Source organism: Streptococcus castoreus DSM 17536 (genome assembly GCF_000425025.1).
Taxonomy (GTDB): domain Bacteria; phylum Bacillota; class Bacilli; order Lactobacillales; family Streptococcaceae; genus Streptococcus; species Streptococcus castoreus.
The window spans coordinates 71,537-98,340 of record NZ_AUKZ01000005.1 but is presented as its reverse complement, the minus strand read 5'-3'; the positions used below and the strand labels follow the sequence as shown (position 1 = coordinate 98,340).

Annotated in this window: 21 protein-coding genes, 3 tRNA genes, 1 other RNA gene and 1 riboswitch; of the genes, 18 read left to right on the top strand and 7 right to left on the bottom strand. The window is 36.6% G+C overall.

Features of this window, described 5'->3' with window-relative positions:
* The first annotated feature begins 81 nt into the window (after nt 1–81).
* The 8 genes from H346_RS0102110 (at nt 82) to H346_RS0102075 (ending at nt 6,846) form a co-directional block, all read left to right on the top strand.
* Nucleotides 82–888, top strand: coding sequence for a hypothetical protein (locus H346_RS0102110; protein ID WP_027969625.1), 807 nt, complete (start codon nt 82–84; stop codon nt 886–888).
* 292 nt (nt 889–1,180) lie between these two features.
* The gene (gene parC / locus H346_RS0102105) at nt 1,181–3,640 is read left to right on the top strand and encodes a DNA topoisomerase IV subunit A (protein WP_027969624.1); all 2,460 of its coding nucleotides are present in this window, start codon (nt 1,181–1,183) and stop codon (nt 3,638–3,640) included.
* Nucleotides 3,641–3,763: 123 nt separating this feature from the next.
* Nucleotides 3,764–4,786 carry a branched-chain amino acid aminotransferase gene (locus tag H346_RS0102100; protein ID WP_027969623.1) on the top strand — a complete coding sequence of 341 codons (1,023 nt, stop codon included), beginning with the start codon at nt 3,764–3,766 and terminating at the stop codon, nt 4,784–4,786.
* 64 nt (nt 4,787–4,850) lie between these two features.
* Nucleotides 4,851–5,081 (top strand): DUF2969 domain-containing protein, encoded by a 231-nt coding sequence (locus tag H346_RS0102095; RefSeq protein WP_027969622.1) that lies wholly within the window; start codon nt 4,851–4,853, stop codon nt 5,079–5,081.
* Nucleotides 5,082–5,140: 59 nt separating this feature from the next.
* Nucleotides 5,141–5,221: transfer RNA gene (locus tag H346_RS0102090), tRNA-Tyr, on the top strand.
* 47 nt (nt 5,222–5,268) lie between these two features.
* Nucleotides 5,269–5,340 (top strand) — tRNA-Gln (locus H346_RS0102085).
* A gap of 126 nt (nt 5,341–5,466) precedes the next feature.
* The gene (gene rpsA / locus H346_RS0102080) at nt 5,467–6,672 is read left to right on the top strand and encodes a 30S ribosomal protein S1 (RefSeq protein ID WP_027969621.1); all 1,206 of its coding nucleotides are present in this window, start codon (nt 5,467–5,469) and stop codon (nt 6,670–6,672) included.
* Between the two features lie 102 nt (nt 6,673–6,774).
* Nucleotides 6,775–6,846, top strand: a tRNA-Arg gene (locus tag H346_RS0102075).
* 219 nt (nt 6,847–7,065) lie between these two features.
* On the opposite strand, the gene H346_RS0102070 is transcribed toward H346_RS0102075, so the two are convergent.
* Together H346_RS0102070 and ssrA are read right to left on the bottom strand one after the other, a co-directional pair.
* Nucleotides 7,066–7,683 carry a DUF3862 domain-containing protein gene (locus tag H346_RS0102070; RefSeq protein WP_027969620.1) on the bottom strand — a complete coding sequence of 206 codons (618 nt, stop codon included), beginning with the start codon at nt 7,681–7,683 and terminating at the stop codon, nt 7,066–7,068.
* Between the two features lie 654 nt (nt 7,684–8,337).
* Nucleotides 8,338–8,685: a transfer-messenger RNA gene (gene ssrA / locus H346_RS10155) on the bottom strand.
* A gap of 92 nt (nt 8,686–8,777) precedes the next feature.
* Here ssrA and H346_RS0102065 point away from each other — a divergent pair.
* Nucleotides 8,778–9,392 carry a TVP38/TMEM64 family protein gene (locus H346_RS0102065; RefSeq protein WP_027969619.1) on the top strand — a complete coding sequence of 205 codons (615 nt, stop codon included), beginning with the start codon at nt 8,778–8,780 and terminating at the stop codon, nt 9,390–9,392.
* Between the two features lie 151 nt (nt 9,393–9,543).
* Here H346_RS0102065 and H346_RS0102060 read toward each other — a convergent pair whose 3' ends face one another.
* Genes H346_RS0102060 through H346_RS0102050 form a run of 3 tightly spaced genes read right to left on the bottom strand, consistent with a single transcriptional unit; the run spans nt 9,544 to nt 11,411 of the window.
* A complete protein-coding gene (locus H346_RS0102060) occupies nt 9,544–10,332 on the bottom strand; it encodes a hypothetical protein (protein ID WP_027969618.1) in 789 nt (262 codons plus the stop codon).
* A gap of 9 nt (nt 10,333–10,341) precedes the next feature.
* Nucleotides 10,342–11,040, bottom strand: a complete 699-nt coding sequence (locus H346_RS0102055; protein ID WP_027969617.1) for an ABC transporter ATP-binding protein — start codon at nt 11,038–11,040, stop codon at nt 10,342–10,344.
* Entirely contained in the window at nt 11,040–11,411 is a 372-nt protein-coding gene (locus tag H346_RS0102050; protein WP_027969616.1) for a GntR family transcriptional regulator, read from the bottom strand. The genes H346_RS0102055 and H346_RS0102050 overlap by 1 nt, the downstream gene beginning before the upstream one ends.
* A 188-nt stretch (nt 11,412–11,599) precedes the next feature.
* Here H346_RS0102050 and H346_RS0102045 point away from each other — a divergent pair, with 188 nt between their 5' ends.
* The 9 genes from H346_RS0102045 to H346_RS0102005 all read left to right on the top strand — a co-directional run bounded on the left by H346_RS0102045 (nt 11,600) and on the right by H346_RS0102005 (nt 23,583).
* Nucleotides 11,600–14,710: a DNA polymerase III subunit alpha gene (locus tag H346_RS0102045; RefSeq protein WP_027969615.1), complete on the top strand. Its 3,111-nt coding sequence runs from the start codon at nt 11,600–11,602 to the stop codon at nt 14,708–14,710.
* Nucleotides 14,711–14,789: 79 nt separating this feature from the next.
* Nucleotides 14,790–15,803, top strand: a complete 1,014-nt coding sequence (gene pfkA, locus H346_RS0102040; protein WP_027969614.1) for a 6-phosphofructokinase — start codon at nt 14,790–14,792, stop codon at nt 15,801–15,803.
* Between the two features lie 62 nt (nt 15,804–15,865).
* Nucleotides 15,866–17,368 (top strand): pyruvate kinase, encoded by a 1,503-nt coding sequence (gene pyk / locus H346_RS0102035; RefSeq protein ID WP_027969613.1) that lies wholly within the window; start codon nt 15,866–15,868, stop codon nt 17,366–17,368.
* A gap of 969 nt (nt 17,369–18,337) precedes the next feature.
* Entirely contained in the window at nt 18,338–18,895 is a 558-nt protein-coding gene (gene lepB, locus H346_RS0102030) for a signal peptidase I (protein ID WP_027969612.1), read from the top strand.
* Between the two features lie 172 nt (nt 18,896–19,067).
* A complete protein-coding gene (glmS, locus tag H346_RS0102025; protein WP_027969611.1) occupies nt 19,068–20,882 on the top strand; it encodes a glutamine--fructose-6-phosphate transaminase (isomerizing) in 1,815 nt (604 codons plus the stop codon).
* 201 nt (nt 20,883–21,083) lie between these two features.
* Nucleotides 21,084–21,416 carry a zinc ribbon domain-containing protein YjdM gene (locus H346_RS0102020; protein ID WP_027969610.1) on the top strand — a complete coding sequence of 111 codons (333 nt, stop codon included), beginning with the start codon at nt 21,084–21,086 and terminating at the stop codon, nt 21,414–21,416.
* A 34-nt stretch (nt 21,417–21,450) separates the two neighbouring features.
* The gene (locus H346_RS0102015; RefSeq protein ID WP_027969609.1) at nt 21,451–22,092 is read left to right on the top strand and encodes an amino acid ABC transporter permease; all 642 of its coding nucleotides are present in this window, start codon (nt 21,451–21,453) and stop codon (nt 22,090–22,092) included.
* 9 nt (nt 22,093–22,101) lie between these two features.
* Entirely contained in the window at nt 22,102–22,731 is a 630-nt protein-coding gene (locus H346_RS0102010; RefSeq protein WP_027969608.1) for an amino acid ABC transporter ATP-binding protein, read from the top strand.
* A gap of 15 nt (nt 22,732–22,746) precedes the next feature.
* On the top strand, nt 22,747–23,583 hold the full coding sequence (locus tag H346_RS0102005; RefSeq protein WP_027969607.1) for an amino acid ABC transporter substrate-binding protein: 837 nt from the start codon (nt 22,747–22,749) through the stop codon (nt 23,581–23,583).
* Nucleotides 23,584–23,665: 82 nt separating this feature from the next.
* Here H346_RS0102005 and H346_RS0102000 read toward each other — a convergent pair whose 3' ends face one another.
* Complete coding sequence (locus tag H346_RS0102000; protein ID WP_027969606.1) at nt 23,666–24,910, bottom strand: cation diffusion facilitator family transporter; 1,245 nt, start codon at nt 24,908–24,910, stop codon at nt 23,666–23,668.
* A 91-nt stretch (nt 24,911–25,001) separates the two neighbouring features.
* Nucleotides 25,002–26,336 carry an alanine/glycine:cation symporter family protein gene (locus H346_RS0101995; protein ID WP_027969605.1) on the bottom strand — a complete coding sequence of 445 codons (1,335 nt, stop codon included), beginning with the start codon at nt 26,334–26,336 and terminating at the stop codon, nt 25,002–25,004.
* A gap of 121 nt (nt 26,337–26,457) precedes the next feature.
* A riboswitch (glycine riboswitch) is annotated at nt 26,458–26,544 on the bottom strand.
* Nucleotides 26,545–26,804 lie beyond the last annotated feature (260 nt).

The window sequence follows — 26,804 nt, the reverse complement described above, 5'->3', positions numbered from 1 at the left end:
GTTTGAAAATGAAGTAACAATTAACCGCATTTTTCATATTGTATAAAGAGGGTATGGATTCAAGGAGAAGTGAATATCATCATGAGGTTAGTTATTTGTCAAAAAAACTACAGTATTCAATGGGATGGTACCTATTATTTTGCATTAGAGACTTACCCGAAGATACAAGATTGGGAATTAGAAAAGATAGCCGCTTTTAGTGCCTATGAAACAATGAATTGCAGGAGAACAGAAATTATTTCCCAAAATGATATGGTATTAAAAGAGATAACTGATTATTTGCAAAATCATACTGTTACTCCACCTTTTAAACCAAGTTGCAAAAAGGTGGCTTCAACTTATGATGTTTCTGGGAAAGCTGTATTTTGCGATTGGTTAAGCCATACATGCACCGTGGATACCGCTAGAGACATTTTAATATCAGAAAGACTCTTGTCAGCAGTTAAGGCTTTTGATCTCTCAGCTGAAGAATTAATGAAAGATCCACGAAATGCTGCAGGAGATCCCGCGGACTACTTTGACTATGTGATGTTAGGATGGTCAAATACCAGTTCTGGTTATCGTTTAGCCATGGAAAGGTTGCTAGGTCACTTGCCCAATGATAAGGAATTAGATGATTTTTTTGTTCCGGGTGTCAGTTTTCATTTTCATTATGATGAAGTAACATCCTTAGACCATTATCTTTTTGATGGTTATCACCCGGCAAAACTTAGAGGTGAGCTGTCCTTGAAACATTTAAAGGCATGCATTATCCCTAAAGAGCAGGCTCCTTTATTTGATTCTATTATCCCTGAAATACTCAAAACACGTTGTTTTTACTTGCCTTATAAGAATGAAGGATTAATTCGATGGAATGAAAAAGTTTATCGCTTTTTGCAGAACATTTAGTTCTTCTCTTTTTACCATGTAATCCTCTTTACCCAGAAAAATGGAGAGGTGATTGGTTAACTCTAGCATGTCACCTTTTAACTAAGAGAAGGAAATGAAGTTGCCTTAAACGTTGTGCAAAAAGTTAATTTTTCCAGTGATTTCTTGTTTTTTCTCACTTTATCTTTAAGAAAGGATTTGAGCATAGACTGAAAAATGAACGAAGAGGATCAATCGGCTCGCAATCACATTATTGTTTCACCGATTACCTATTATCATCTGTTTTTCTTAACGTCTTTTGCTTCATGAATTTATGTCAAACATTCAAAACATGTCTCTTGAGGACATTATGGGGGAGCGCTTTGGTCGCTACTCCAAATATATTATTCAAGAACGGGCACTGCCAGATATTCGAGATGGGCTGAAACCTGTTCAGCGCCGCATTCTCTACTCGATGAATAAGGATGGCAATACTTTTGAGAAGGGTTACCGAAAATCCGCTAAATCAGTCGGTAATATTATGGGGAATTTCCATCCGCATGGAGATTCTTCAATTTATGATGCCATGGTTCGGATGAGCCAAGATTGGAAAAATCGTGAAATTCTTGTTGAGATGCATGGAAATAACGGTTCCATGGATGGTGACCCACCAGCAGCCATGCGTTATACAGAGGCACGTTTATCGGAAATCTCAGGTTATTTACTCCATGATATTGAGAAAAATACGGTTCCGTTTGTTTGGAACTTTGATGACACTGAAAAAGAGCCCACAGTTTTACCTGCTGCCTTTCCCAACTTACTTGTCAATGGCTCCTCAGGGATTTCTGCCGGTTATGCCACAGATATTCCGCCACATAACTTATCTGAAGTGATTGATGCTGTTATTTACATGATTGATCATCCCAAAGCTAGCTTAGACAAGTTAATGGAGTTTTTACCCGGACCTGATTTTCCAACAGGAGGTATTATTCAAGGAACTGATGAAATTAAAAAAGCTTATGAAACAGGTAAAGGACGGGTTGTGGTTCGCTCTAGGACAGAAATAGAAGACCTCAAAGGTGGCAAGCAACAAATTATCGTCACTGAAATTCCCTACGAGGTTAACAAGGCTATTTTGGTCAAAAAAATTGATGATGTTCGCATTAACAGTAAAATTCCTGGAATAGCAGAAGTTCGTGATGAATCAGATCGTACAGGTCTTCGTATTGCTATTGAGTTGAAAAAAGATGCGGATAGCCAAACCATTTTGAATTACTTACTGAAATATACAGATCTTCAAGTGAATTACAATTTCAATATGGTTGCTATTGATCACTTCACACCTCGTCAAGTAGGACTTCAGAAAATTCTGTCTAGCTATATTAGCCACCGTAAAGACATTATCATTGAGCGTTCTAAATTTGATAAGGCAAAGGCAGAAAAACGGCTTCATATCGTTGAAGGCTTGATTCGTGTCTTATCTATCTTAGATGACGTGATTGCCTTGATTAGAGTTTCTGAAAATAAGACTGATGCCAAGGAAAACTTGAAAGTTAGTTATGATTTTTCAGAGGAACAAGCAGAAGCCATTGTAACCTTGCAACTTTATCGCCTAACTAATACCGATATTATTACACTCCAAAATGAAGAAAATGATCTAAAAGAGTTAATTACAATGCTCTCAGCTATTATCGGTGATCAAGCAACTATGTATAATGTCATGAAACGTGAATTAAGAGAAGTGAAAAAGAAGTTTGCCAATTCACGTTTGTCAGAACTTCAGGCAGAGAACCAAGCCATTGAAATTGACACAGCTAGTTTGGTTGCGGAAGAAGAAACGTTTGTTAGTGTCACTCGTAGTGGTTATATCAAGCGAACAACTCCACGTTCATTTAATGCATCAAGTCTTGATGAAATTGGAAAACGTGATGATGATATGTTGATTTTTGTCAAACAAGCTAAGACGACAGAGCACCTTTTGTTGTTTACAACTTTGGGAAATGTGATTTATCGCCCAATCCATGAATTAGCGGATTTACGTTGGAAAGATATTGGCGAGCATTTATCACAAATGATTTCTAATTTTGCTCCTGATGAGGAAATCTTGTATGCTGATATTGTGACCTCTTTTGATCAAGGGCTTTATATTGCTGTCACTCAAAATGGATTTGTCAAACGATTCGACCGAAAAGAATTGCGTCCATGGCGTACTTATAAATCTAAGTCAACCAAGTATGTCAACTTAAAAGATGCTAAAGACCGTGTTGTGAGCCTAGCACCAATTATCATGGAAGATCTTCTATTGGTGACTAAAAATGGTTATGCTCTACGATTTTCCAGTCAAGAAGTGCCTATTCAAGGCTTAAAATCTGCGGGAGTTAAAGGGATTAATTTGAAAAAAGATGATAGTTTGGCTTCTGCCTTTGCTGTAACAAGTCAGTCGTTCTTTGTCTTGACACACAGAGGTTCTTTAAAACGCATGGCTGTCGATGATATTCCACAGACCAGTCGTGCCAACAGAGGGCTACTGATCTTAAGAGAATTAAAAGCGAAACCACATAAAGTCTTTTTAGCAGGATCAGTATTGTCCGACACCTCATCTGAAATGTTTGATTTATTTACGGAAATACCAGAAGAAAGTACAAAACAACACATTTTAGAGGTCATCACAAAAACTGGTCAAGCCTATCGGATTCGATTAGAAGACCTATCCTTATCTGAACGAACCAGCAACGGCTCCTTTATTTCAGATACCATCTCAGATCAAGAAGTCAGAGCAGCAAGAATACGTTAAAAGAGGGTTTTCTATTATTTTAATGTAATTGTTGAAATCAGAATATTTCAGACAAATGAAAAAGAGACTTGAAAATTATCAAAAAAAAGTTACAATGGAAAAAAGTAGAAAAGAGGTCCGATGATGACAACAGCTATTGATTGGGAAAATTTAGGTTTTGAATACCACAAATTGCCATTTCGTTATATTTCGTACTATAAGAACGGAAAGTGGGATAAGGGTCAATTAACAGAAGAGGCTACTTTACATATTTCTGAAAGTTCTCCAGCCTTACACTACGGACAACAGGCCTTTGAAGGCTTAAAAGCTTATCGTACCAAAGATGGCTCTATTCAATTATTCAGACCAGATCGTAATGCTGCACGTTTACAAGCAACGGCTGATCGTTTATTGATGCCACAGGTTTCTACCGAACAATTTATTGATGCTGTTAAACAAGTAGTAAAGGCTAATGAAAATTTTGTGCCCCCTTATGGCACGGGCGCTACCCTTTACCTTAGACCCTTATTGATCGGTATTGGAGACATTATTGGTGTCAAACCAGCCGAAGAATATATTTTTACAATTTTCGCCATGCCAGTAGGAAACTATTTCAAAGGTGGTCTTGCTCCAACTAACTTTATTGTTTCTGAAGAATTTGATCGTGCGGCTCCTTATGGAACAGGTGCTGCCAAAGTTGGTGGAAATTATGCTGGCAGTTTATTACCAGGAAAAGCAGCGAAATCTGCTGGCTATTCCGATGTGATTTACTTAGATCCAGCGACACATACTAAAATTGAAGAAGTAGGTGCTGCAAACTTCTTTGGAATCACTGCTGAGAATGAATTTATCACACCATTAAGTCCATCTATTTTACCATCTATTACCAAGTATTCATTGCTCCAGTTAGCTGAAGAAAGACTTGGTATGACAGCTATTGAGGACGATGTTGCTGTTGATGAACTTGATAAGTTTGTTGAAGCAGGTGCCTGCGGCACAGCGGCTGTTATTTCGCCAATTGGAGGTATTCAGTACAAAGATAAGCTACATGTCTTTTACAGTGAAACAGAAGTTGGTCCAGTGACGCGTCGGTTGTATGATGAGTTAGTTGGTATTCAATTTGGTGATATTGAAGCGCCAGAAGGTTGGATTGTAAAAGTTGATTAAACGGAAAGCTTGTGGTTGCAAGCTTTTTTGATTTTGTGTAAAATAGACAAAGTGAGGTGAAGTGATGAGTAAAAAAGATAAAAAAATTGAGATTCAATTAAGTGATCAAAAAGTGATGGTTGATCATACGGAGATTGATGGCTATCAGCTACAAATTGGTAAACGGATTGTTGGAGAAATTGCAGAGTTTGATGAGAAATTTGTAGTCTTGAAAAATGGTACCGTAGATAGCTTCTTTAAAACACTCGAACAAGCAGTTGAAAATGTCATTGAAAACTATAATTTGAACCATTAAAAGTGGTGAAAATACTTGCAAGCATACAAAAACTATGATAGAATAGTTTTTGTTGTTATGGAAAGATAGCGAAGAGGCTAAACGCGGCGGACTGTAAATCCGCTCCTTCGGGTTCGGGGGTTCGAATCCCTCTCTTTCCATCTCAAAGCTAATCATGATTAAGATGGTTAGGTTTTTATGAGGATTTTGGGGTATAGCCAAGCGGTAAGGCAAGGGACTTTGACTCCCTCATGCGTTGGTTCGAATCCAGCTACCCCAGTCAGAGGTATCAGGCAGAGTCTGAGACCGTCAAAGATAAAAGTTGTTGTCGTTGCGGGTTACCTTGAGAAAATATATTGTTATCAAAAGCTAGCATAAGCTAGCTTTTGTTGGAGGATTTTTTAGAATGAATGAATTTGAAGATTTGCTAAACAGTGTTAGCGAAGTGAACCCTGGTGATGTTGTCACTGCGGAAGTTTTAACTGTTGATAACGGTCAAGCAAACGTTGTTATCGAAGGAACAGGTGTTGAAGGTGTCTTGACACTTCGTGAATTGACTAACGACCGTGATGCTGACATTAATGACTTTGTTAAAGCTGGCGACACAGTTGAAGTACTTGTTCTTCGTCAAGTAGTAGGTAAAGATACTGATACAGTTACTTTCCTAGTATCTAAAAAACGTTTGGAAGCTCGCAAAGCTTGGGACAAACTTATCGGTCGTGAAGGTGAAATTGTTACGGTTAAAGGTACTCGTGCGGTCAAAGGTGGTCTTTCAGTTGAATTTGAAGGACTTCGTGGATTTATCCCTGCTTCAATGATTGATACACGTTTTGTTCGCAACACTGAAAAATTTGTCGGTCAAGAATTTGATGCTAAAATCAAAGAAGTTGATGCAGCAGAAAATCGTTTCATCTTGTCACGTCGTGAGGTTATCGAAGAAGCTGCTAAAGAAGCACGTACTGAAGTTTTCTCTAAACTTTCAGAAGGTTCAGTTGTTACTGGTACAGTTGCTCGTTTGACAAGCTTTGGTGCTTTCATTGACCTTGGTGGTGTTGATGGACTTGTTCACGTAACTGAGTTATCTCATGAGCGTAACGTTTCACCAAAATCAGTTGTTTCTGTCGGTGAAGAAGTTGAAGTTAAAGTCCTTTCAATTGATGAAGAGGCTGGTCGTGTATCACTTTCACTTAAAGCAACAACGCCTGGACCATGGGACGGTGTTGAACAAAAACTTGCTCAAGGTGATGTTGTTGAAGGTAAAGTGAAACGTTTAACTGACTTTGGTGCTTTTGTTGAAGTATTACCAGGTATTGATGGACTTGTTCATATTTCACAAATTTCACATAAACGTGTTGAAAATCCAAAGGATGTTCTTTCAGTAGGTCAAGAAGTGGCTGTTAAAGTTCTTGAAGTTAATGCTGCTGATGAGCGCGTATCACTTTCAATGAAGGCTCTTGAAGAGCGTCCAGCACAAGCTGAAGGTGAAAATAAAGAAGAAAAACGCCACTCACGTCCACGACGTCCAAAACGTGATGCTAAACGTGATTATGAACTTCCAGAAACTCAAACTGGATTCTCAATGGCTGATCTTTTCGGTGATATTGAATTGTAATAACCAAACCAAGGTTGAGGTATCTCCCTCGACCTTTTGTGTTTTCTTATCATAAAGTCATTTAAAAATCGGTACTTTTATGATATACTATAAAAGTACTAACCACCTTTAGTGTAATGGATATCACGTAAGATTCCGGTTCTTGAGATGGGGGTTCGATTCCCTCAAGGTGGATAATAAAAACAAAAGGAAAGTTATTAAGTTAGATAGAAGTTGCGTGGTTTTTGGGGTATGAATTAATTCTTTATCTGATCTGTGCATCTAATTAGATTTTTCTGTGGTTTCTGAGAATAGTTTAAAAGCTACTAGCCCTCTACAATAGGCTAGCAGCTTTTTTGGTTTTAGTTGATTGCTCCGAAAGCGTAGTATGATTTATGATGATATCACTGCTTTTTACTTTTCAAGTCCAACTTGCGACATTTCTGTCAACTGATTATTTTCAAAAACAAGTGAAATATTGGCATTATCAGTTTCTGTTTTTAAACCACTAATCCAAATGGCTTGGAGTGTCTGACCATTACTAGAGGAAGCTTGACTATAATTATCTGGTTCAGTTAGTAGTTTTTTGACATCTTCATAAGACATTCCTTTTTGTAACTTTTGGTAATCTTTTTGTGATAAATTCAAGTCTCTTAAGAAAGCAAAGTTTGAAATAGTCTTGACGATACTGTTGTTTTCATAAAGACTAACACTAACAGTCACTTGATCGAATTTCCAAGTATATGAATCAAGTATGACATTACCAGCAGTTTTTTTCGTGTGTTGACTAGGTTGCCCAAAAAGTGTGGTTAATTCTTCAAGATTTGTTCCCCCTTTAAACTCTGAAGCAGCCGTTGCTAATTTGATTTTTTCAAAGTTAGCTCGAACATCCTGATGCTCTGCTTTTTTTGTTTCTGTCATAGTCGTTTTGTTGGTCTGACTAACTTTTTTATCTTTGTGTGGAGAGCAGGCTGTTAAGGCAGTTATCATAAAAGGGAGAGTAAGTAAGTTAACTAGTGTTTGTTTTTTCATATCACAATTCCTAAAAATTTCTTTTGTTACATTATAACATATTTTAGAGAGAATTTGATTTGATGGTAAGGAAAGTTTAGAAGTTGCTAACTAGATACTAGGCTTTGTGCTTCCTTAGATAACCTATTATTTTTACTGCGAGATAAAGACATGTGATTTTAGAAACTTGCTCTTTTAAGTTTAAAATCATGTTCAAATATTTTTGTTTATACTTCGGAATAAATGGTTTCGTGGTTGGTAAGTTTAAATTAAGGGTTTAGGACAGGAACTGTCAAATATTTCAAATTATTTTGCTGTTTTTGGTAAAAGGAGTGAGGTAAATTTTTCTAATGTGTTATCTTGAACTTATCATACAGGCAATCGTAATATTATTTGACTTTATCCAATAAAATCGATAATTAAGGGAAGACCATTTGACAGAATTTTTTGCGAATAGACAAATAGACGATGTTTAGAGAGTTGATGTAACAAAAAAACTACTTAGATAAAAAATAGCACATTATTGTACCAGTAGAAATAGAACTGTTGTTTCTTAGGACAAATATGTTTAGTTGTTACTCTTTTAGAAATAATAGTGCATGCATCAACAAAGCAAAAAGAAAAAACCTTGATTTAACAAGGTTTTAAGAACTTATAGAAAGTTGTGGTAAGTCTTAATGGAGCTGGTGGGAGTCGAACCCACGTCCAAACATCTGCCAACATATTTGTCTACGACCATAGGTTATGTCTTGTTTTAACAAGATAAGGACACATAACTCAAGTTCTTATCTTGCGAGTCTAACTATTTCTTTTTAAGGAACTAGACAATCCCTTAAACATAGCTTGCTGTTTTGAGACTTCTAGCAGGACACAAGCAATCTTGTAGAAGTCACGCTAACTGGTGTTTAGGCAGCTAAAGCGTAAGAGTTTGTATTTTTTGCAGTTATATTTAACTGGCATTTTACATCTGCCGATGGGACGCAAAACATGTCTCATAATGCCTGTCGAATCCGTAACAACCCCATGAAGTAAGATACATTAAATACCCACGAGGTTTATTATAACAAAATGTTTTAGAAATAGCAAAAAATCATGGCTTGTGGTATGATTAAGCTATGATAAATCAAAATTCAAAAGCTTATTATATTTGGCAGAAAATCATCAAGATTTTAGGAGTAATTGCTCTAATTGGTTCTTTTGCTCTTGTCTTTTGGCTCTACAAGTTAGGCATTTTAAATGACAGTAATGCACTTAAGGATTTTGTCCACCATTACAGGGTTTGGGGTCCACTTATTTTTATTGTTATTCAGATTATTCAAATTGTATTTCCTGTTATCCCTGGAGGAATCACAACAGTTGCTGGATTTTTAATCTTTGGTCCTATCGCTGGCTTTATGTATAATTATATCGGTATTATTATCGGAAGTGTTATCCTCTTTTTGTTGGTTAAAGCCTACGGTCGTCAATTTATTTTACTTTTTGTGGATGAAAAAACTTTTTACCGTTATGAGTGTCGCTTAGAGACATCTGGCTATGAGAAATTATTTATTTTTTGTATGCTTTCGCCAATATCTCCAGCAGATGTTATGGTGATGGTTACTGGTTTGACAGATATGTCATTGAGACGTTTTACAACTATTATTTTAGTAACAAAACCTATCTCTATCATCGGTTATAGTTATCTTTTTATTTTTGGAAAAGGCTTTATATCATGGTTTTTATACCGTTAAAGAATGTGAGCAAATCATAAAATCTTTGGTGAGATCAGTTTTTACTCCCCATTTCCTATAGATACATGAGATGGGGGTTATGATTTTTTGATTAAAAAAACTCCCACTAGACACAATGTTTTCTGTTTGCTGCTAGGGAAGTTTAGGCGAGTTATTGAATATTAAGTTTATTTTTAATAATGAAGTTGGTCGTAAAGTAACAGATTAGCATTTCGACAAACTGTTCTAGTATTAGAATGTAAATCAATGCTCGATCATTACCTTGAAAACCATTATTAGTTGAATCAAATCCGAGAATTTTGCTATTAATGTAAGTTGTCACAACACTAATAATAATGATTAAAATAAAGTAAGCCATAAAAGCCATTAATCCACGATGATTAGAGAAGAGTTGTCCAATCGAGATAGCAAAATAAATTAGTAGGATACTGGTAAAAGATGACAAAAGAACATAAGTAAGTAAGAGGACATGATTAAACATGTTATTAGTCATTATGACATGTCTTAGAGCTTCTAGAATCTCCTTAAAGTCAACCATTGGAATGATCAGAATGGCAATGCCAAAGATTAAAACGATAAAGTTAAATAGACTACAAATAAATGACGCTAATAATTTAGATAAAATAATTTGATGGGAACTAACAGGTAAGGTTAGAGTTAAGTAACCTTCGCGACCAAAAATATGTTTACTAAAACGATTAATAACAATTAGTAATGTTGATAGTAGTGACCCAGCAAATAAGGCGCCAAAAGTTAAGGCTAGAGTCAAAGGGAGCATTTTATTAGCAAGCGTCCCAAATAGACCGGCATCATTGGCATTTTGGGTAAACATTTTTATTGTGAAAGACAAAATTGCGGCAATTGCAATAACTCCGGCATTGAGTGCAAAATACCATTTACCAATGGATCTAAATTCGTATTTTAATAATTTTCCAAACATGATAACCTCCTAAACCTTGTATATTTCCCTAAAGAGAGAATCAATAGATTGCTGATGCTCTTCTCGCAGGTCGTCAGCATTACCAGATAGGCAAAGTTTTCCCTTTTTTAAAAAAATAACTTCGTCAAGGATAGGTTCAATGTCTGAAATAAGGTGAGTTGAGATAATGACAGATGCATTTTCCGAATAATTATTGATAATGGTTTTTAAGATATATTCTCTAGCTGCGGGATCAACACCACCGATAGGTTCATCAAGGATATAGAGTTTTGCTTTGCGACTCATGACGAGAATTAACTGAGCTTTTTCTTTATTCCCTTTGGAGAGATTTTTGAAGCGTTCATCAGGATTTAGTTCCAAGTCCCTTAGGAGACTAATTGCTTTAGTCTTATCAAAATCATTGTAGAAATCACTAAAAAAATCCAGCATATCTTTTATTTTCATATTTTCGTTAAGATAGGTGGTGTCTGGTAAGTAGGAGATAATTTTCTTAGTTTCGACGGATGGTCGATAGCCATCAATGACAATGTCACCTTTGCTTGGCTGTAAAAGACCATTAATAAGTTTAATAAGCGTTGTTTTACCACTTCCATTTGGTCCCAATAAGCCAATGATTTTACCGCTAGGAATTGTTAGTGTTAAGTCATCAACGGCTTTTTTTCTTTTGAAAGATTTTGAAACATGGTGCAGTTGTAATAATTGTGCCATTATTCTGAAGCCTCCTCTAAAAAGGTTGTTAAAACTGGAATAATTTCAGTGCGGTCAAATCCCATTTTGGTCATGTTACGAATAAATGATTCTAACTCGCTAATTGCTAATTCCCGTCTTTTACGAGCGATTAATTCCTGATTTTGGGTTACATAACGACCAGCAGTACGTTGTGAATAAACGATTCCTTCACGTTCTAATTCAGTAAAAGCTCTTTGCATAGTATTAGGGTTAACACCAGCAATTTCGGCATATTCACGAACAGTTGGAAGTTGGTCTCCGGTCTTAATTTCTTGACTAATAATTTGCATCAGGATATGCTGAGCTATCTGTGCGTAAATGGGGGATTTTTCATCAAATTTCCAAGGCATGTGGTCTCCTCTCGTATAGAATAGTTTTTTGTACTAAATGAATGGTACAAAAAAACAATGGGAATGTCAAGTTTTATGGCATTTTCTTCTTATTATAGAGAAGAATCAATAAAACACAGAGGTAAAATATAGGCAGTAAAGCTTTTTTCATAGTATAATAGTTAGTAAGACAGACGAAGGAGGAGCCTATGTTTGCTCAATTAGACACAAAAACCGTTTATTCATTCATGGATAGTTTGATTGATTTGAGTCACTATTTTGAACAAGCAAAGCAACTAGGTTATCAAACCATAGGAATTATGGACAAAGACAACCTGTATGGTGCTTACCATTTTATTAGGGGATGTCAGGATTATGGGCTTCAACCTGTTTTAGGGCTTGATATTGATCTTGTTTATCAGGAACACCAGATATCATTAAAATTAGTTGCCAAGAACACTATTGGTTATCAAAATTTGTTAAAAGTGTCTACTGAAAAAATGTCTGGCAAGTTGGATGTTGAGCACTTGTGTCAATATTTAGAGGGATTGGCTCTTATTATTCCTCAAAGGGAGTTAGTTGGTGATTTTATTTTGCCTTTTGAGTATTTTATTGGCATTGATGAGACTAGTGATTTTAGCAAGATAGATGATCGGCATCAGCCCATTCCTCTAAGGACTGTTCGTTATTTTTCAACTGATGATATGGAAACCTTGCACATGCTGCATGCGATTCGTGACAATCTTAGTTTAGTTGATACAAAAGTTGTAAATAAAGGACAAGATTTAATATCTTGCCAGGAATTAACCACATTTTATCAAGCTAATTGTCCCCAAGCTTTGTTTAATCTTGAGGCTTTGGTCGCTTCGATTAGTTATGAATTCGATGCTGATTTAAAGTTGCCTCGTTTTAATCGTGATAAGCTTGCTAAGCAAGAGTTACGAGAATTGACAGAAACAGGATTGAAGGAAAAAGGCTTATGGACCCCCCCTTATCAGTCACGTTTGACTCATGAATTGTCAGTGATTTCGGAGATGGGTTTTGATGACTATTTTCTTATTGTGTGGGATTTACTTCGTTTTGGTCGTAGCAGAGGCTATTATATGGGAATGGGACGTGGGTCTGCTGCAGGAAGTTTAGTCGCTTACTCACTTAATATTACAGGTGTTGATCCGGTTAAGAACAATCTACTGTTTGAACGTTTTTTGAATAAAGAGCGCTATAGCATGCCTGATATTGATATTGACCTTCCGGATATTTACCGCTCAGAATTTCTTCACTACGTGCGTGACCGTTATGGCAGTGACCATTCAGCTCAAATTGTAACCTTTTCAACCTTTGGTCCCAAACAAGCAATACGTGATGTTTTTAAACGCTTTGGGGTTCCAGAATATGAACTCACGAAACTAACCAAAAAAATTGGGTTTAAAGATAGTTTGGCGACAGTCTACGAAAAAAATATTTCTTTTAGACAAACGATAACTAGCCGTTTGGAATTTCAAAAGGCTTTTGCTATTGCTAAACGTATTGAGGGAAATCCAAGACAAACTTCTATTCACGCAGCAGGAATTGTCATGAGTGATAAAACCTTGACTGATCATATCCCTTTAAAATCGGGAGAAGATATGATGATTACGCAGTACGATGCAAGTGCTGTTGAAGCAAATGGTCTTCTAAAAATGGATTTGTTAGGGTTAAGAAACCTAACTTTTGTGCAAAAAATGCAAGAAAAAGTCGCAAAAGATTATGGTCATAGCATTGATATTGCAGCTATTGATTTAGAAGATCGCAAAACATTAGCGCTATTTGCTAGAGGAGATACAAAAGGTATTTTCCAGTTTGAACAAAATGGTGCCATTAATTTACTAAAGCGAATAAAGCCTCGACAATTTGAGGAAATTGTTGCGACAACTAGTTTGAACAGACCAGGTGCCAGTGATTACACAACTAACTTTATTAAGCGTAGGGAGGGGCATGAAAAAATTGACTTAATTGATCCCGTAATCGCTCCAATTTTAGAGCCTACCTATGGTATTATGCTTTATCAAGAACAAGTGATGCAAATTGCTCAAGTTTATGCTGGTTTTACACTTGGGAAAGCTGATTTATTACGACGTGCCATGTCCAAGAAGAATCTTCTTGAAATGCAGAAAATGGAAGAAGAGTTTATCGAGGGTGCAACAAACTTAGGACGATCCCAGGAAACTGCCAAGTTACTCTTTAAACGAATGGAGAAATTTGCAGGTTATGGTTTTAATCGTAGCCATGCCTTTGCCTATTCTGCCTTGGCATTTCAATTAGCTTATTTTAAAGCACATTATCCAGCAGTCTTTTACGATGTCATGATGAATTATTCAAGCAGCGACTACATTACAGATGCTCTTGAATCTGGTTTTCAAGTGGCACAAATTACCATTAATACTATTCCCTATACTGATAAAATTGAAGATAGTAAGATTTATATGGGGTTAAAAAATGTCAAAGGGTTACCTAGAGATTTTGCTTATTGGATTATTGAGAATAGACCATTTAACAGTGTAGAAGATTTTGTAGCAAGAATTCCTGAAAAATATCAAAAACCAGTTTGTCTTGACTCCTTAATTAAAATAGGACTTTTTGATTATTTTGATGGGAATCGTAAGAAGATTCTCGATAATTTGGAAGGTCTTCTTGTCTTTGTGAATGAACTAGGATCTTTATTTGCAGATTCCTCCTTTAGCTGGGTCGAAACAGAAGATTATTCAGCGGTAGATAAATATTATCTTGAACAGGAACTAATTGGTGTTGGCATGAGTAAGCACCCTCTTACCGAAATGGCAGAAAAGAGTAGTCGTGCTATTACACCGATTTCACAATTAGTTAAAGAGACAGAAGCTACTGTGTTAATTCAAGTGGATACGATCAGAGTCATTCGGACAAAAACAAGTGGTCAGCAGATGGCTTTTTTGAATGTGAATGATGCGAAGAAAAAACTTGATGTTACTCTTTTCCCTGAGCAATATGCCCTTTACAAGGATCAGTTAAAAGAAGGACAGTTATATTATCTTAAGGGACGAATTAAAGAACGTGATCAGCATTTGCAGATGATTTGTCAACAATTACAAGTGGCAAATAGTAAAAAATACTGGCTATTAGTAGAAGATCATCATGTTGATGCAGCCATTTCGCAAATCTTATCTGCTTTTCCGGGAGATGTTCCGGTGGTTATTCATTACCAAGACAGTAAAGAAACCATCGAATTAAATAATCTGCAAGTTCAACAAAATACTGATTTGGAAGAAAAACTCCATCCCTATGTTTTGAAAACGGTTTTTCGATAAAAATAGTCAATTAGTGAAGTAATTTGCAAATGAATATGCTATAATAAGAGCGTTAAATTAATTAAAGGAGTACCAAAGAATGAAACGTATTGCTGTTTTAACCAGTGGCGGTGACGCTCCTGGTATGAATGCTGCTATTCGGGCAGTCGTTCGTAAAGCAATTTCAGAAGGAATGGAAGTTTATGGCATTAACCGTGGTTATGCAGGTATGGTTGATGGCGATATTTTCCCACTAGGTTCAAAAGAAGTTGGTGACAAAATTTCACGTGGGGGAACTTTCTTATACTCAGCTCGTTATCCAGAATTTGCTCAACTTGAAGGTCAATTGGCTGGTATTGAGCAGCTAAAAAAACATGGTATTGAAGGTGTGGTTGTTATTGGAGGAGATGGTTCTTATCATGGTGCGATGCGTCTGACAGAGCACGGTTTCCCTGCGGTAGGTATTCCAGGAACGATTGATAACGATATTGCTGGGACTGACTACACTATTGGTTTTGATACAGCAGTTAATACAGCTGTTGAAGCCATTGATAAACTTCGTGACACTTCATCAAGTCATGGTCGAACCTTTGTTGTTGAAGTGATGGGGCGTAATGCAGGTGACATTGCACTTTGGGCAGGTATCGCAAGTGGTGCTGATCAAATTATTGTTCCAGAAGAAGAATTTGATATTGAAAAAGTTGTTTCAACAATCAAATATGACTTTGAACATAAGGGTAAAAACCACCACATTATTGTACTAGCTGAAGGTGTTATGAGTGGTGATGCTTTTGCTCAAAAATTGAAAGAAGCTGGTGACACGAGTGATCTTCGAGTGACAAACCTTGGTCATATTCTTCGTGGAGGATCACCAACTGCGCGAGACCGTGTAATCGCTTCATGGATGGGGTCACACGCTGTTGAATTACTTAAAGCAGGTAAAGGTGGCTTAGCTGTCGGTATTCATCATGAAGAACTTGTTGAGAGTCCAATTCTTGGAACTGCAGAAGAAGGTGCTTTGTTCAGTCTCACTGAAGAAGGTAAGATTATTGTTAATAATCCCCACAAAGCACGTTTAGATTTTGCAAGTTTGAATCGTTCATTATCACAATAAGTTTAGTTAAAAATGTTAAATCGTCAATTATTGACAAAAAAATAAGGGAGTTTCAGAGTAAAATGAATAAACGTGTAAAAATTGTTGCAACACTTGGTCCTGCGGTTGAAATCCGTGGTGGTAAAAAATACGGAGAAGATGGTTACTGGGCTGGTCAACTTGATGTTGAAGAATCCGCAAAAAAAATTGCTGAATTAATTGAAGCTGGTGCGAATGTCTTCCGTTTCAATTTCTCACACGGTGATCACAAGGAGCAAGGTGACCGTATGGCAACAGTTCGTCGTGCCGAAGAAATAGCTCGTCAAAAAGTTGGTTTCCTTTTGGACACAAAAGGTCCTGAAATGCGTACGGAATTATTTGCAGATGATGCTAAAGAATTTAGTTATGTGACGGGTGAAAAAATTCGCGTGGCAACAACACAAGGAATTCAATCAACTCGCGATGTCATTGCTTTGAATGTTGCTGGTAGTCTTGACATTTATGATGAAGTAGAAGTTGGTCATACTATCCTTATTGACGACGGGAAGCTTGGTTTGAAGGTTGTTGAAAAAGATATTGCAACCCGTCAATTTGTGGTTGAAGTTGAAAATGATGGGATTATTGCCAAACAAAAAGGTGTTAATATTCCCAACACTAAAATTCCTTTCCCAGCACTCGCTGACCGTGATAATGCTGATATCCGTTTTGGTCTTGAACAAGGACTTAACTTTATTGCAATTTCATTTGTACGTACTGCTAAAGATGTTGAAGAGGTCCGTGACATCTGCCGTGAAACTGGCAATGACCATGTTCAATTATTTGCTAAAATCGAAAACCAGCAAGGTATTGACAATCTTGATGAAATCATCGAAGCAGCTGATGGTATCATGATTGCTCGTGGTGACATGGGGATTGAAGTTCCGTTTGAGATGGTTCCAGTATTCCAAAAGATGATTATTACAAAGGTGAACGCAGCTGGTAAAGCAGTTATTACTGCAACAAACATGCTTGAAACAATGACTGAAAAGCCACGTGCAACACGTTCAGAAGTATCTGACGTCTTCAACGCTGTTATTGATGGTACAGATGCAACAATGCTTTCTGGTGAATCAGCTAATGGTAAATATCCAGTTGAGTCAGTTCGTACAATGGCAACTATTGATAAAAACGCTCAAACTCTTCTTAACGAATATGGCCGTTTAGATTCGTCTGCATTCCCGCGTACAAACAAAACAGACGTTATTGCTTCAGCTGTTAAAGATGCCGCACATTCAATGGACATTAAACTTGTTGTGACTATTACTGAGACAGGTAACACTGCTCGTGCGATTTCTAAATTCCGTCCAGATGCTGACATCTTAGCTGTAACTTTTGACGAAAAAGTACAACGTGCTTTGATGATCAACTGGGGTGTAATTCCTGTTCTTGCTGAGAAACCATCATCAACAGATGATATGTTTGAAGTAGCAGAACGTGTTGCTCTTGAAACAGGCTTGGTACAGTCAGGTGATAATATTGTTATTGTAGCTGGTGTTCCAGTTGGTACCGGCGGTACAAACACAATGCGTGTACGCACTGTTAAATAGTAGAGTAGAGGTCTAGAAAATTTTTCTAGCCTCTTTTATGTACGACGGGCATGTCGTACATCTGAGGTGAAAGTCCTCCGTGGGCACCCGCTACCGGTGAACCCAATAGCGACTCCCAAGCCTGACTATCGTGAGGTAGCGGAGAGAGGAAGGGATAGCGAAATCGTGGCTCTACGAACAGAAACGTGATACTAAGGCGTATATAGCGGATGAGGGGGTATAAAACTCTAAAGTCCAAATAGGTAGTCGTAACCTATATACGTAAATCACGAGAGTAAACGAGGAAAGATGTACGACTTATCCCGTGAGGTCTTGTCGAGGTAATAACCTAGTAATAACGAACGACAAGAAGTCAGCTGAAGCCATAGTAGTGATGAAGTTTCTGTAATAGAAACGGAGCGAAGGGCTGAACAATTAAATGACTATCGCTCAAAATAGAGTTGTCTATTCTAATTCTTGGTCTGAAAAGACGGTAGGCAGAAAACGTAAATGATGACTACTGTTCACAAATATAGGACAGTACAAATAGAACGACTGTATAGAATGAGAGATGAGGGAGTCTATGTACTCTCGTTAAAATTTAGTTGAACCGCCGTGTGCTGTGCCGAACGGCACGCACGGTGGTGTGAGAGGGACTAGAGATTAGTCCCTACTTGATTTTTATAAATCTAACATTTTTAAATGATATTGGATAAGCTTATTAGCGATTAGGAATGGATAAAAGAGTAGTTGAAAACAAGTTAAACACACGGAGAAACTATTCTTTTTAGAAAGCATTATATATCTAGTCATATACCATTTTAAACAATGTTAAGCTGGTTTTGAAATAAGATCTGTGAATAGGTTAAGAATGCATGTTTCCCAAAAAGGGTTGCAGGCATTTTTAGGTTTGAGGCATGTAATGGCAAATTGTCTGCTTTTTTTCTGACCTATATCATGGTATAATAAAGGAACAGACTAGGAGCGAATATGGTAAAGCGAGATTTTATAAGAAATATATTATTGTTATTAATTGTTATCATCGGGGCTATTCTGCTAAGAATATTTGTTTTTTCAACCTTTAGAATAACCCCTGCCACAGCTAATGCTTATTTGAGAAATGGTGATCTGATTACCGTTAAGAAAAATATTAGACCTCAATATAAGGATTTCGTGGTTTATACAGTTGGTAAAAAGGACTATGTTAGCCGTGTGATTGCTGTTGAGGGGGATGGTGTTACCTATATGGATGATATTTTTTACCTTAACAATATGGTTGAATCACAAGCTTATTTAGAGACTATGAAAGCACGATACTTAAATAATGCTCCTCTTGGAACCTTATACACAGAGGACTTTACAATTTCAACTATTACAAAAAATAAGTATCAAAAAGTTCCAAAAGGGAAGTATCTCCTTTTAAATGATAACCGTAAAAATTTGAACGATAGCCGTCGATTTGGTTTAATTGATGCATCACAAATTAAAGGATTAGTAACATTTAGAGTGTTACCTTTAAGTGAATTTGGTTTTGTAGAGGTAGAGTAGTTTTCAGACTACTCTTTTCATTATGTAAATTAGGCTAGACCAATTTTGCGATTGACAAGATTATTATGTTTCTATATACTATAAATATAGTATTTTTATTGGTTCAATTAGACTATACCAATTTTTGTGATTATGAGAGAAAGTAGTAAGCTAACTTACTAAGGTAAATAATATGTGTGGAATTGTTGGTGTTGTTGGAAATCGTAATGCAACTGATGTCTTAATGCAAGGACTTGAAAAGTTAGAATATCGTGGATATGATTCAGCTGGCATTTTTGTTGCCAATGCAGAGCAATCGCATTTAATCAAATCAGTGGGGCGAATTGCTGATTTACGTTCCAAAATCGGCATTGACGTTGCTGGATCAACAGGGATTGGTCACACCCGTTGGGCTACTCATGGAAAATCAACAGAAGCTAATGCGCATCCTCATACTTCTCAAACGGGTCGTTTTGTGCTTGTTCATAATGGGGTGATTGAGAATTATGTCCAAATCAAGAAAAATGACCTTGCTGGGCATGATTTTAAGGGACAAACTGATACAGAGATAGCCGTTCACCTTATTGGTAAGTTTGTTGAAGACGATAAGCTTTCTGTATTAGAAGCTTTCAAAAAAGCCTTATCTATTATTGAAGGCTCGTATGCCTTTGCTTTAATCGATAGTCAAGCAACTGATACGATTTATGTTGCTAAGAACAAATCGCCATTGCTTATTGGGCTTGGTGAGGGGTATAATATGGTTTGTTCTGATGCAATGGCGATGATTAGAGAAACTAGTGAATTTATGGAAATTCATGATAAAGAACTTGTTATTCTAACAAAAGACGCAGTAACTGTTATGGATTATGAAGGGCATTTGCTTGAACGTGATTCTTATACTGCTGAATTGGATTTATCTGATATTGGTAAGGGAACCTACCCATTTTATATGTTGAAAGAGATTGATGAGCAGCCAACGGTTATGCGTAAATTAATTTCTGCTTATGCTGATGAAGCTGGGAAAATGGTTATTGATCCGGCAATCATCTCCTCCATTCAAGAGGCCGATCGTCTTTATATTCTAGCAGCTGGAACATCTTATCATGCTGGTTTTGCAGCTAAGGCAATGCTTGAACAGTTAACAGATACTCCAGTTGAATTAGGAGTAGCATCTGAGTGGGGTTATCACATGCCTTTGCTTAGTCAAAAGCCAATGTTTATCCTTTTGAGTCAATCGGGTGAAACAGCAGATAGTCGTCAAGTTTTGGTTAAGGCAAATACGATGGGAATTCCAAGTTTGACAATAACAAATGTTCCAGGTTCAACGTTATCGCGTGAAGCAACCTATACAATGCTTATCCATGCAGGACCTGAAATAGCTGTTGCTTCAACAAAAGCTTACACGGCACAAATTGCAACCCTTGCTTTTTTAGCTAAAGCGGTCGGAGAAGCCAACGGAAAACAAGCAGCTATTAGATTTGACCTGGTTCATGAATTATCATTAGTCGCTCAATCCATCGAAGCAACATTAACTGAGAAAGACTTAATTGCCCAAAAAGTTGAGGATTTATTAACAACAACTCGTAATGCTTTCTATATTGGGCGTGGCAGTGATTATTATGTTGCTATGGAGGCAGCGCTGAAATTGAAAGAAATTTCTTATATTCAATGTGAAGGATTTGCGGCTGGCGAGTTAAAACACGGAACCATTTCTTTGATCGAAGATGGAACACCAGTTATTGGCTTAATTTCTTCAAGTGAATTGATTGCTTCTCATACACGTGGTAATATTCAAGAAGTTGTAGCTCGTGGCGCACGTGTTCTAACTATTGTTGAAGAAGGTCTTGAGCGTGAAGATGACGACTTTATTGTTAATAAGGTTCATCCTTTCTTAGCGTCAATCGCTATGGTTATTCCAACTCAATTAGTTGCCTATTATGCTTCTTTACAACGGGGTCTTGACGTTGATAAACCTCGTAATCTTGCTAAGGCAGTAACGGTAGAATAAGTTAATGAGGTAGCTATAGAAGTTAGTTACCTTATTTGTTTAAATAGTGATGCTGGCTTTAGGAAATTTTGGCTAGTTAATATTTCTTAGCCTATTTTACTTAGTCGTTATTTCTAAAAATCCGTAATGATAACGTATTCATCTTGTCAAATACTCATTTCTAAAGTAAAATATTAACATTAAGAATTTTAGGAGAGCAAGATGTCACTACCAAATTGTTTGCAATGCCAGTCTGAATATGTTTATGAAGACGGTCATTTATTAATCTGCCCAATGTGTGCTTTTGAATGGACGCCAGGTGAGGAAGTTGTTGAAGAAGGCTTGGTTGTTTTAGATAGCAATGGTGCTAGATTATCAGATGGTGATACGATTACAGTTATCAAAGATTTAAAAGTGAAAGGTGCCCCGAAAGATCTTAAACAGGGAACCCGTGTTAAAAATATTCGTCTTGTTGAAGGCGATCATAATATTGATTGCAAGATTGAAGGCTTTGGTGCTATGAAATTGAAATCAGAATTTGTTAAGAAAATTTGATATAATAGTTAAACATTTATTTTTAGGAGCTAACATGACCTACATTCAGCAAGTATTACCCAGCTTATTAGACGGAACCTTGGTTACTTTACAGGTGTTCTTTATTGTTATCATTCTCTCTATACCTTTAGGTGCTATTTTAGCTTTTTTAATGAGGATTTCTTTTAAACCATTGCAATGGTTTTTGATATTGTATGTGTGGATGATGCGTGGGACCCCCTTATTACTCCAATTAATTTTTTTCTACTATGTGTTACCAAGTGTTGGTATCAGTTTTGACCGTATGCCAGCCGCTATTTTAGCATTTACTTTAAATTATGCTGCTTATTATGCTGAAATTTTTCGTGGTGGTATTGAGGCAATTCCAAATGGTCAATATGAAGCAGCAAAAGTTTTAAAATTAAATACCTTTCAGACGATTCACTATATTATTTTGCCGCAAGTATTTAAAATTGTTCTCCCAAGTGTTTTCAATGAGATCATCACTTTAGTGAAAGATTCTTCATTGGTTTATGTTCTTGGTGTAGGGGATCTTTTGTTAGCAAGTAAGACTGCTGCAAATAGAGATGCTACTTTGGCACCAATGTTTATTGCTGGTATGATTTATCTGATTTTGATTGGTCTTGTAACGATTTTATCGAAGCAAGTTGAAAAAAGATTTAATGGCTATAAGTAAGGAGATTCCATGCTAGAACTTAAAAAGATTTCCAAACAGTTTGGGCAAAAACAAATTTTTGATTGCTTCGATTTGACAGTTCAAGATGGGGAAGTTCTTTCGCTTGTTGGTCCATCTGGTGGCGGTAAAACAACCCTGTTGCGAATGTTAGCAGGACTAGAGCCAATTGATTCTGGGGAAGTTCTTTACGATGGTGAAAGTGTTAGTATTGATCATTTAGAAAATCGTAATCTACTTGGTTTCGTTTTCCAAGATTTTCAATTATTTCCTCATTTAACTGTTTTAGAGAATTTAATACTCTCCCCAATCATTACAATGAGGAAATCCAAAGTAGAAGCTAAAGAAAAAGCATTAAATCTACTAGCACGTTTAGGCTTAAAGGAACATGCACAAGTTTATCCTTATTCTCTTTCAGGTGGGCAAAAACAGCGGGTTGCACTGGCGAGAGCTATGATGATTGATCCACAAATTATTGGTTATGATGAACCAACAAGTGCTTTGGACCCTGAATTACGTCAGGAAGTTGAAAAGTTAATTTTGCAAAATCGCAAGCTGGGAATGACACAAATTGTCGTGACTCATGATTTGGTATTTGCAGAAGCGATTTCAGATCGTATTATTAGGGTTAACCCTAAATAGAAGAGGAGATACTTTATGACCATTAAAAAAGGATTAACAATAGCTTTGCTATTAACTGTTAGTTTTATCCTAGTTGCCTGTGATTCAACTAAAGGGTTTAAATCAGGAGATGCTTGGAAGATATATCAAAAAGAAAAAATGATTACTCTTGGTTTTGATAACACTTTTGTTCCTATGGGTTATAAGGACGAAAGTGGGAAGAACAAGGGTTTTGATATTGATTTAGCAAAAGCCGTTTTTAATCAATATGGGATTAAGGTAAGATTTCAAGCAATCAACTGGGATTTAAAAGAGACAGAATTAAAGAATGGTAAAATCGACATGATTTGGAATGGCTATTCTGTGACCAAGGAACGTCAAGCTAAGGTCGCTTTTACTGATCCTTACATGAAAAATGAACAGGTCATTGTTACTAAAAGCACGTCTGGAATTCATTCTTTTTCTGACATGAAAAAGAAGGTATTAGGTGCTCAGTCAGGATCATCTGGTTATGATGCCTTCACAAGAAATCCTAAATTACTAAAAGACCTTGTGAAGAATAAGGATGCAACTCAGTATGAAACATTTACCCAAGGCTTTATTGACCTCAAAAATAATCGTATTGATGGTTTACTTATTGATAAAGTTTATGCAAATTACTACTTAAAACAAGAAGGTCAATTAGATCAATATAAAATCATTTCTGGCACTTTTAAGAATGAAAATTTTGCAGTTGGTCTTAGAAAAGAAGATAAAACGCTGCAAAAGAAAATCAATCAAGCTTTTAAACAGCTTTATCAAGATGGTCGTTTCCAACAAATCGCTAATAAATGGTTTGGAGAAGACGTTGCCACAAAAGCCATTCAAAAATAAAAGTGAAAGCTATTTCCTCTTATCCTCATCCCCTTCTTGAGAAAAAGACATCAAAAGATATAAAAAATCCTCGATAACCATTTTAGGCTATTGGGGATTTTTCTTTTATAATGCGGTAATGATGTTTTCGAGGTTGATGAATAGGAGTTATTTGGTGGAAGAGTAAGTACCAAACTTCATGACGTCTCCAAATACTGGTGTGTTGGTTACCACTCAAGCAATAAGTAATCAACTTTGTTTTTTGACTGATAGACTGAATCTTAAAGTCTGTAAAATTACTAGGAGAGTAGATTTGACTATTTAAGAATGGCTCATAGTGATAGATATGTCCCTCTTTATCAATCATGATAAACTCCTTTGCAATATAGACTTCATAGCCTGGAATCTTGCTTAAAATAAGTTTTTCATTACGATAAAGTTTTTTAGCAACATTTTCAAACATCTCATCCTCGGGAATTTTAGCAGGTTCTACATGAATATCAATATCATAGACTGCAAATTTTTCACTAAGTAACTGCTCAACTTGCTCTGTAATGGCATGACTTTCGTAGACAGAAAGGTCAGGATTCATCTCAAGAACAATATCGAGGTAGACATTGCTACCATAAGTACGTCCACGTTGCGATTTTACTGCAACAATTTTAGGAATCTCTAAAATAGCCTTTTCATATTGTTTTAAATGACGGTTATCAAATCCATCAGATAAGCTAAATGAACTTTCCATGAAAATCTCAAAGGCTGTTTTAAGGATAAAAAAGGTGATAATAATAGCCGCAATGCGGTCAATAATTGGTAATTGTAAGGAAGCAGCAATAATAGCAATAGAGGTTCCTATAGAAGTAATAGCATCAGAAAGATTATCTTTTGAAGCTGCTACTAAAGCACTTGATTTCACTTTTTTGGATAGTCGTTTATTAAAAGTGTAAACGCCTAGCATGATAATGGCCGAAATAATCCCAACAATAGCTCCAATCGGGTCAATTTCAACGTGTTGTCCACTAAAAAGACTTCGAACAGTTTGGATCAATACTTGAAAACCAACGATGAACATGATAAATGATGTTATTAGGCTAGACAAGTCCTCAATTTTCCAATGCCCAAACTTATGGTTGGCATCCGCCGGCTGGCTTGCTAGATGAAGTCCAATGAGAAGAGCAACATTTCCTACAATATCAGATAAATTATTAAAACCATCAGCAATTAGAGAGTTAGCGTTTAAAAAGTAACCTGCTAATAATTTAGCAATACTGAGCAATAAATAGGCAATGATGCTTACGATTGGTCCTCTTTTAGCTAATTTTAAATTTTCAGTCGGATCTTGTATCATAATGGCTCCTTTAGTTTCAATTCCACATTATACCATAAAAATAGCCTAGATCTCGATACTTTTACGAAGAAGTCTAGACTTTTATAACCTGTTATTTGACAGATCGTTTGTTAAAATACTGTTTGGTTTCAAAAATAACCACTGGGGATAAGGCTAGTAAAGCGATTAGGTTTGGAAGTGCCATTAGACCGTTTACAATATCAGCCAAAATCCAAATTAATTCGAGTTTTAGAAAGCCTCCTAGACCTACCATCAAGACAAATACCACCCGAAAATAAGTTAGGTATGTGATACCAAATAAAAATTCAAAGCAACGCTCACCATAGTAACTCCAACCTAAAATCGTTGTAAAGGCGAAGAGAACTAAGGAGAAGGTAAGACCAAAAGTGCCGAAATAACCAAAAACGGAAGAAAAGGCAGATTGTGTTAAGGGAGCACCTTCCAAGTTTCCGGTCCACTGACCAGTTACTAAAATAGAAAAACCGGTTAAGGTACAGATAATAATAGTGTCAATAAAGGTTCCAGTCATGGAGATCAGACCTTGTTCAACAGGTTCATTCGTTTTTGCTGCAGCTGCTGCGATAGGAGCAGAACCAAGACCAGATTCATTTGAAAAGACACCACGAGCAATTCCTTTTTGAATAGCTTCCTTGACAAGACTTCCTGTAAATCCTCCGATAGCAGCTGTTGGGGTAAAAGCAGATTTAATCACTAAGACAATCACAGGAATAATGTGATGGTAATTGACAAAAATGACAGCTAGACTAGATAGAATATAGAAAATAGCCATAAAAGGAACTATTTTTTCAGCAACCTTTGAAATAGAATGAATGCCACCAAAAATAATCATTGCAACAAGTACTGCTAAAACAATACCGACGATTTGGGGTGATAAACCAAAGCTGTGTCCCAAAGAGGAAGTAATTGAATTGACTTGTGCAAAGGTTCCAATTCCAAAGAGGGAAACTAAGATTCCGGAGATAGCAAAAAGAATGGCTAAAGGTTTCCATTGCTGTCCCATACCATTGACAATATAATACATGGGACCACCTGAAATGTAACCATTAGCATCTCTGGTTCGATATTTAATGGCTAAAACCCCTTCGGCATACTTGGTTGCCATTCCAAAAAAGGCAGCAACCCACATCCAAAAAAGAGCGCCTGGACCACCTGATTTAATAGCTGTTGCGACACCGACAATATTTCCTGTTCCAACAGTGGCAGCAAGAGCAGTTGCAAGAGCTGCAAATGAGGAAATATCTCCGTGTCCATCATTATCTGAAAAAATGAGTTTGAAAGCCACCGGTAATTTTAAAATTTGAATGAGACCTAATCGGCTGGTAAGGTAAATACCCGTGCCAACTAGTAAGATTAAAAGGGGTGGTCCCCAAATCAAATCGTCAATGAATTGAGTGATTGCTAACATTTTTATCTCCTAAAAATTATTGAAGTGGCCAAAAGAAAAAGTTATCTCTTTGAGACAACTTCTGAAGAAATGATAAAATCGCAAACACAAAAAGACTAAAACTGTTCTTATGGTTGTTGTTATTTTATCTTCTGTCCTTTTGCCTGAGAGATTGAGCAGAATGCCTTGCCCCTTCGGCGCCTAATAAGGTCTCTCCAGAAGTCCGTCCATCAAACAGTCCCGTTCAAAACTCGAACACCTGAGAGTATAACTCCTTCGGCGAAATTAATTTCTTCTCCTGTATGACATCATCCGGTTTATTAAATTATGACTATAATACCGGAAAATAGGAATACTGTCAATAAAAAATCATAACATAATATGGTATTGATAAGAACTATTTTTAGTTCTTACTGAATGCCCATGAAATGGAAAAACCTTGATATTTGTCTGATGGTCACTTTTGCCATTTTAATTGGAAACGTGATA

Coding starts and splice junctions, on each gene's coding strand:
- H346_RS0102110 (WP_027969625.1), top strand. CDS start 82: ATGAGGTTAGTTATTTGTCAAAAAAACTACAGTATTCAATGGGATGGT.
- parC (WP_027969624.1), top strand. CDS start 1,181: ATGTCAAACATTCAAAACATGTCTCTTGAGGACATTATGGGGGAGCGC.
- H346_RS0102100 (WP_027969623.1), top strand. CDS start 3,764: ATGACAACAGCTATTGATTGGGAAAATTTAGGTTTTGAATACCACAAA.
- H346_RS0102095 (WP_027969622.1), top strand. CDS start 4,851: ATGAGTAAAAAAGATAAAAAAATTGAGATTCAATTAAGTGATCAAAAA.
- rpsA (WP_027969621.1), top strand. CDS start 5,467: ATGAATGAATTTGAAGATTTGCTAAACAGTGTTAGCGAAGTGAACCCT.
- H346_RS0102070 (WP_027969620.1), bottom strand. CDS start 7,683: ATGAAAAAACAAACACTAGTTAACTTACTTACTCTCCCTTTTATGATA.
- H346_RS0102065 (WP_027969619.1), top strand. CDS start 8,778: ATGATAAATCAAAATTCAAAAGCTTATTATATTTGGCAGAAAATCATC.
- H346_RS0102060 (WP_027969618.1), bottom strand. CDS start 10,332: ATGTTTGGAAAATTATTAAAATACGAATTTAGATCCATTGGTAAATGG.
- H346_RS0102055 (WP_027969617.1), bottom strand. CDS start 11,040: ATGGCACAATTATTACAACTGCACCATGTTTCAAAATCTTTCAAAAGA.
- H346_RS0102050 (WP_027969616.1), bottom strand. CDS start 11,411: ATGCCTTGGAAATTTGATGAAAAATCCCCCATTTACGCACAGATAGCT.
- H346_RS0102045 (WP_027969615.1), top strand. CDS start 11,600: ATGTTTGCTCAATTAGACACAAAAACCGTTTATTCATTCATGGATAGT.
- pfkA (WP_027969614.1), top strand. CDS start 14,790: ATGAAACGTATTGCTGTTTTAACCAGTGGCGGTGACGCTCCTGGTATG.
- pyk (WP_027969613.1), top strand. CDS start 15,866: ATGAATAAACGTGTAAAAATTGTTGCAACACTTGGTCCTGCGGTTGAA.
- lepB (WP_027969612.1), top strand. CDS start 18,338: ATGGTAAAGCGAGATTTTATAAGAAATATATTATTGTTATTAATTGTT.
- glmS (WP_027969611.1), top strand. CDS start 19,068: ATGTGTGGAATTGTTGGTGTTGTTGGAAATCGTAATGCAACTGATGTC.
- H346_RS0102020 (WP_027969610.1), top strand. CDS start 21,084: ATGTCACTACCAAATTGTTTGCAATGCCAGTCTGAATATGTTTATGAA.
- H346_RS0102015 (WP_027969609.1), top strand. CDS start 21,451: ATGACCTACATTCAGCAAGTATTACCCAGCTTATTAGACGGAACCTTG.
- H346_RS0102010 (WP_027969608.1), top strand. CDS start 22,102: ATGCTAGAACTTAAAAAGATTTCCAAACAGTTTGGGCAAAAACAAATT.
- H346_RS0102005 (WP_027969607.1), top strand. CDS start 22,747: ATGACCATTAAAAAAGGATTAACAATAGCTTTGCTATTAACTGTTAGT.
- H346_RS0102000 (WP_027969606.1), bottom strand. CDS start 24,910: ATGATACAAGATCCGACTGAAAATTTAAAATTAGCTAAAAGAGGACCA.
- H346_RS0101995 (WP_027969605.1), bottom strand. CDS start 26,336: ATGTTAGCAATCACTCAATTCATTGACGATTTGATTTGGGGACCACCC.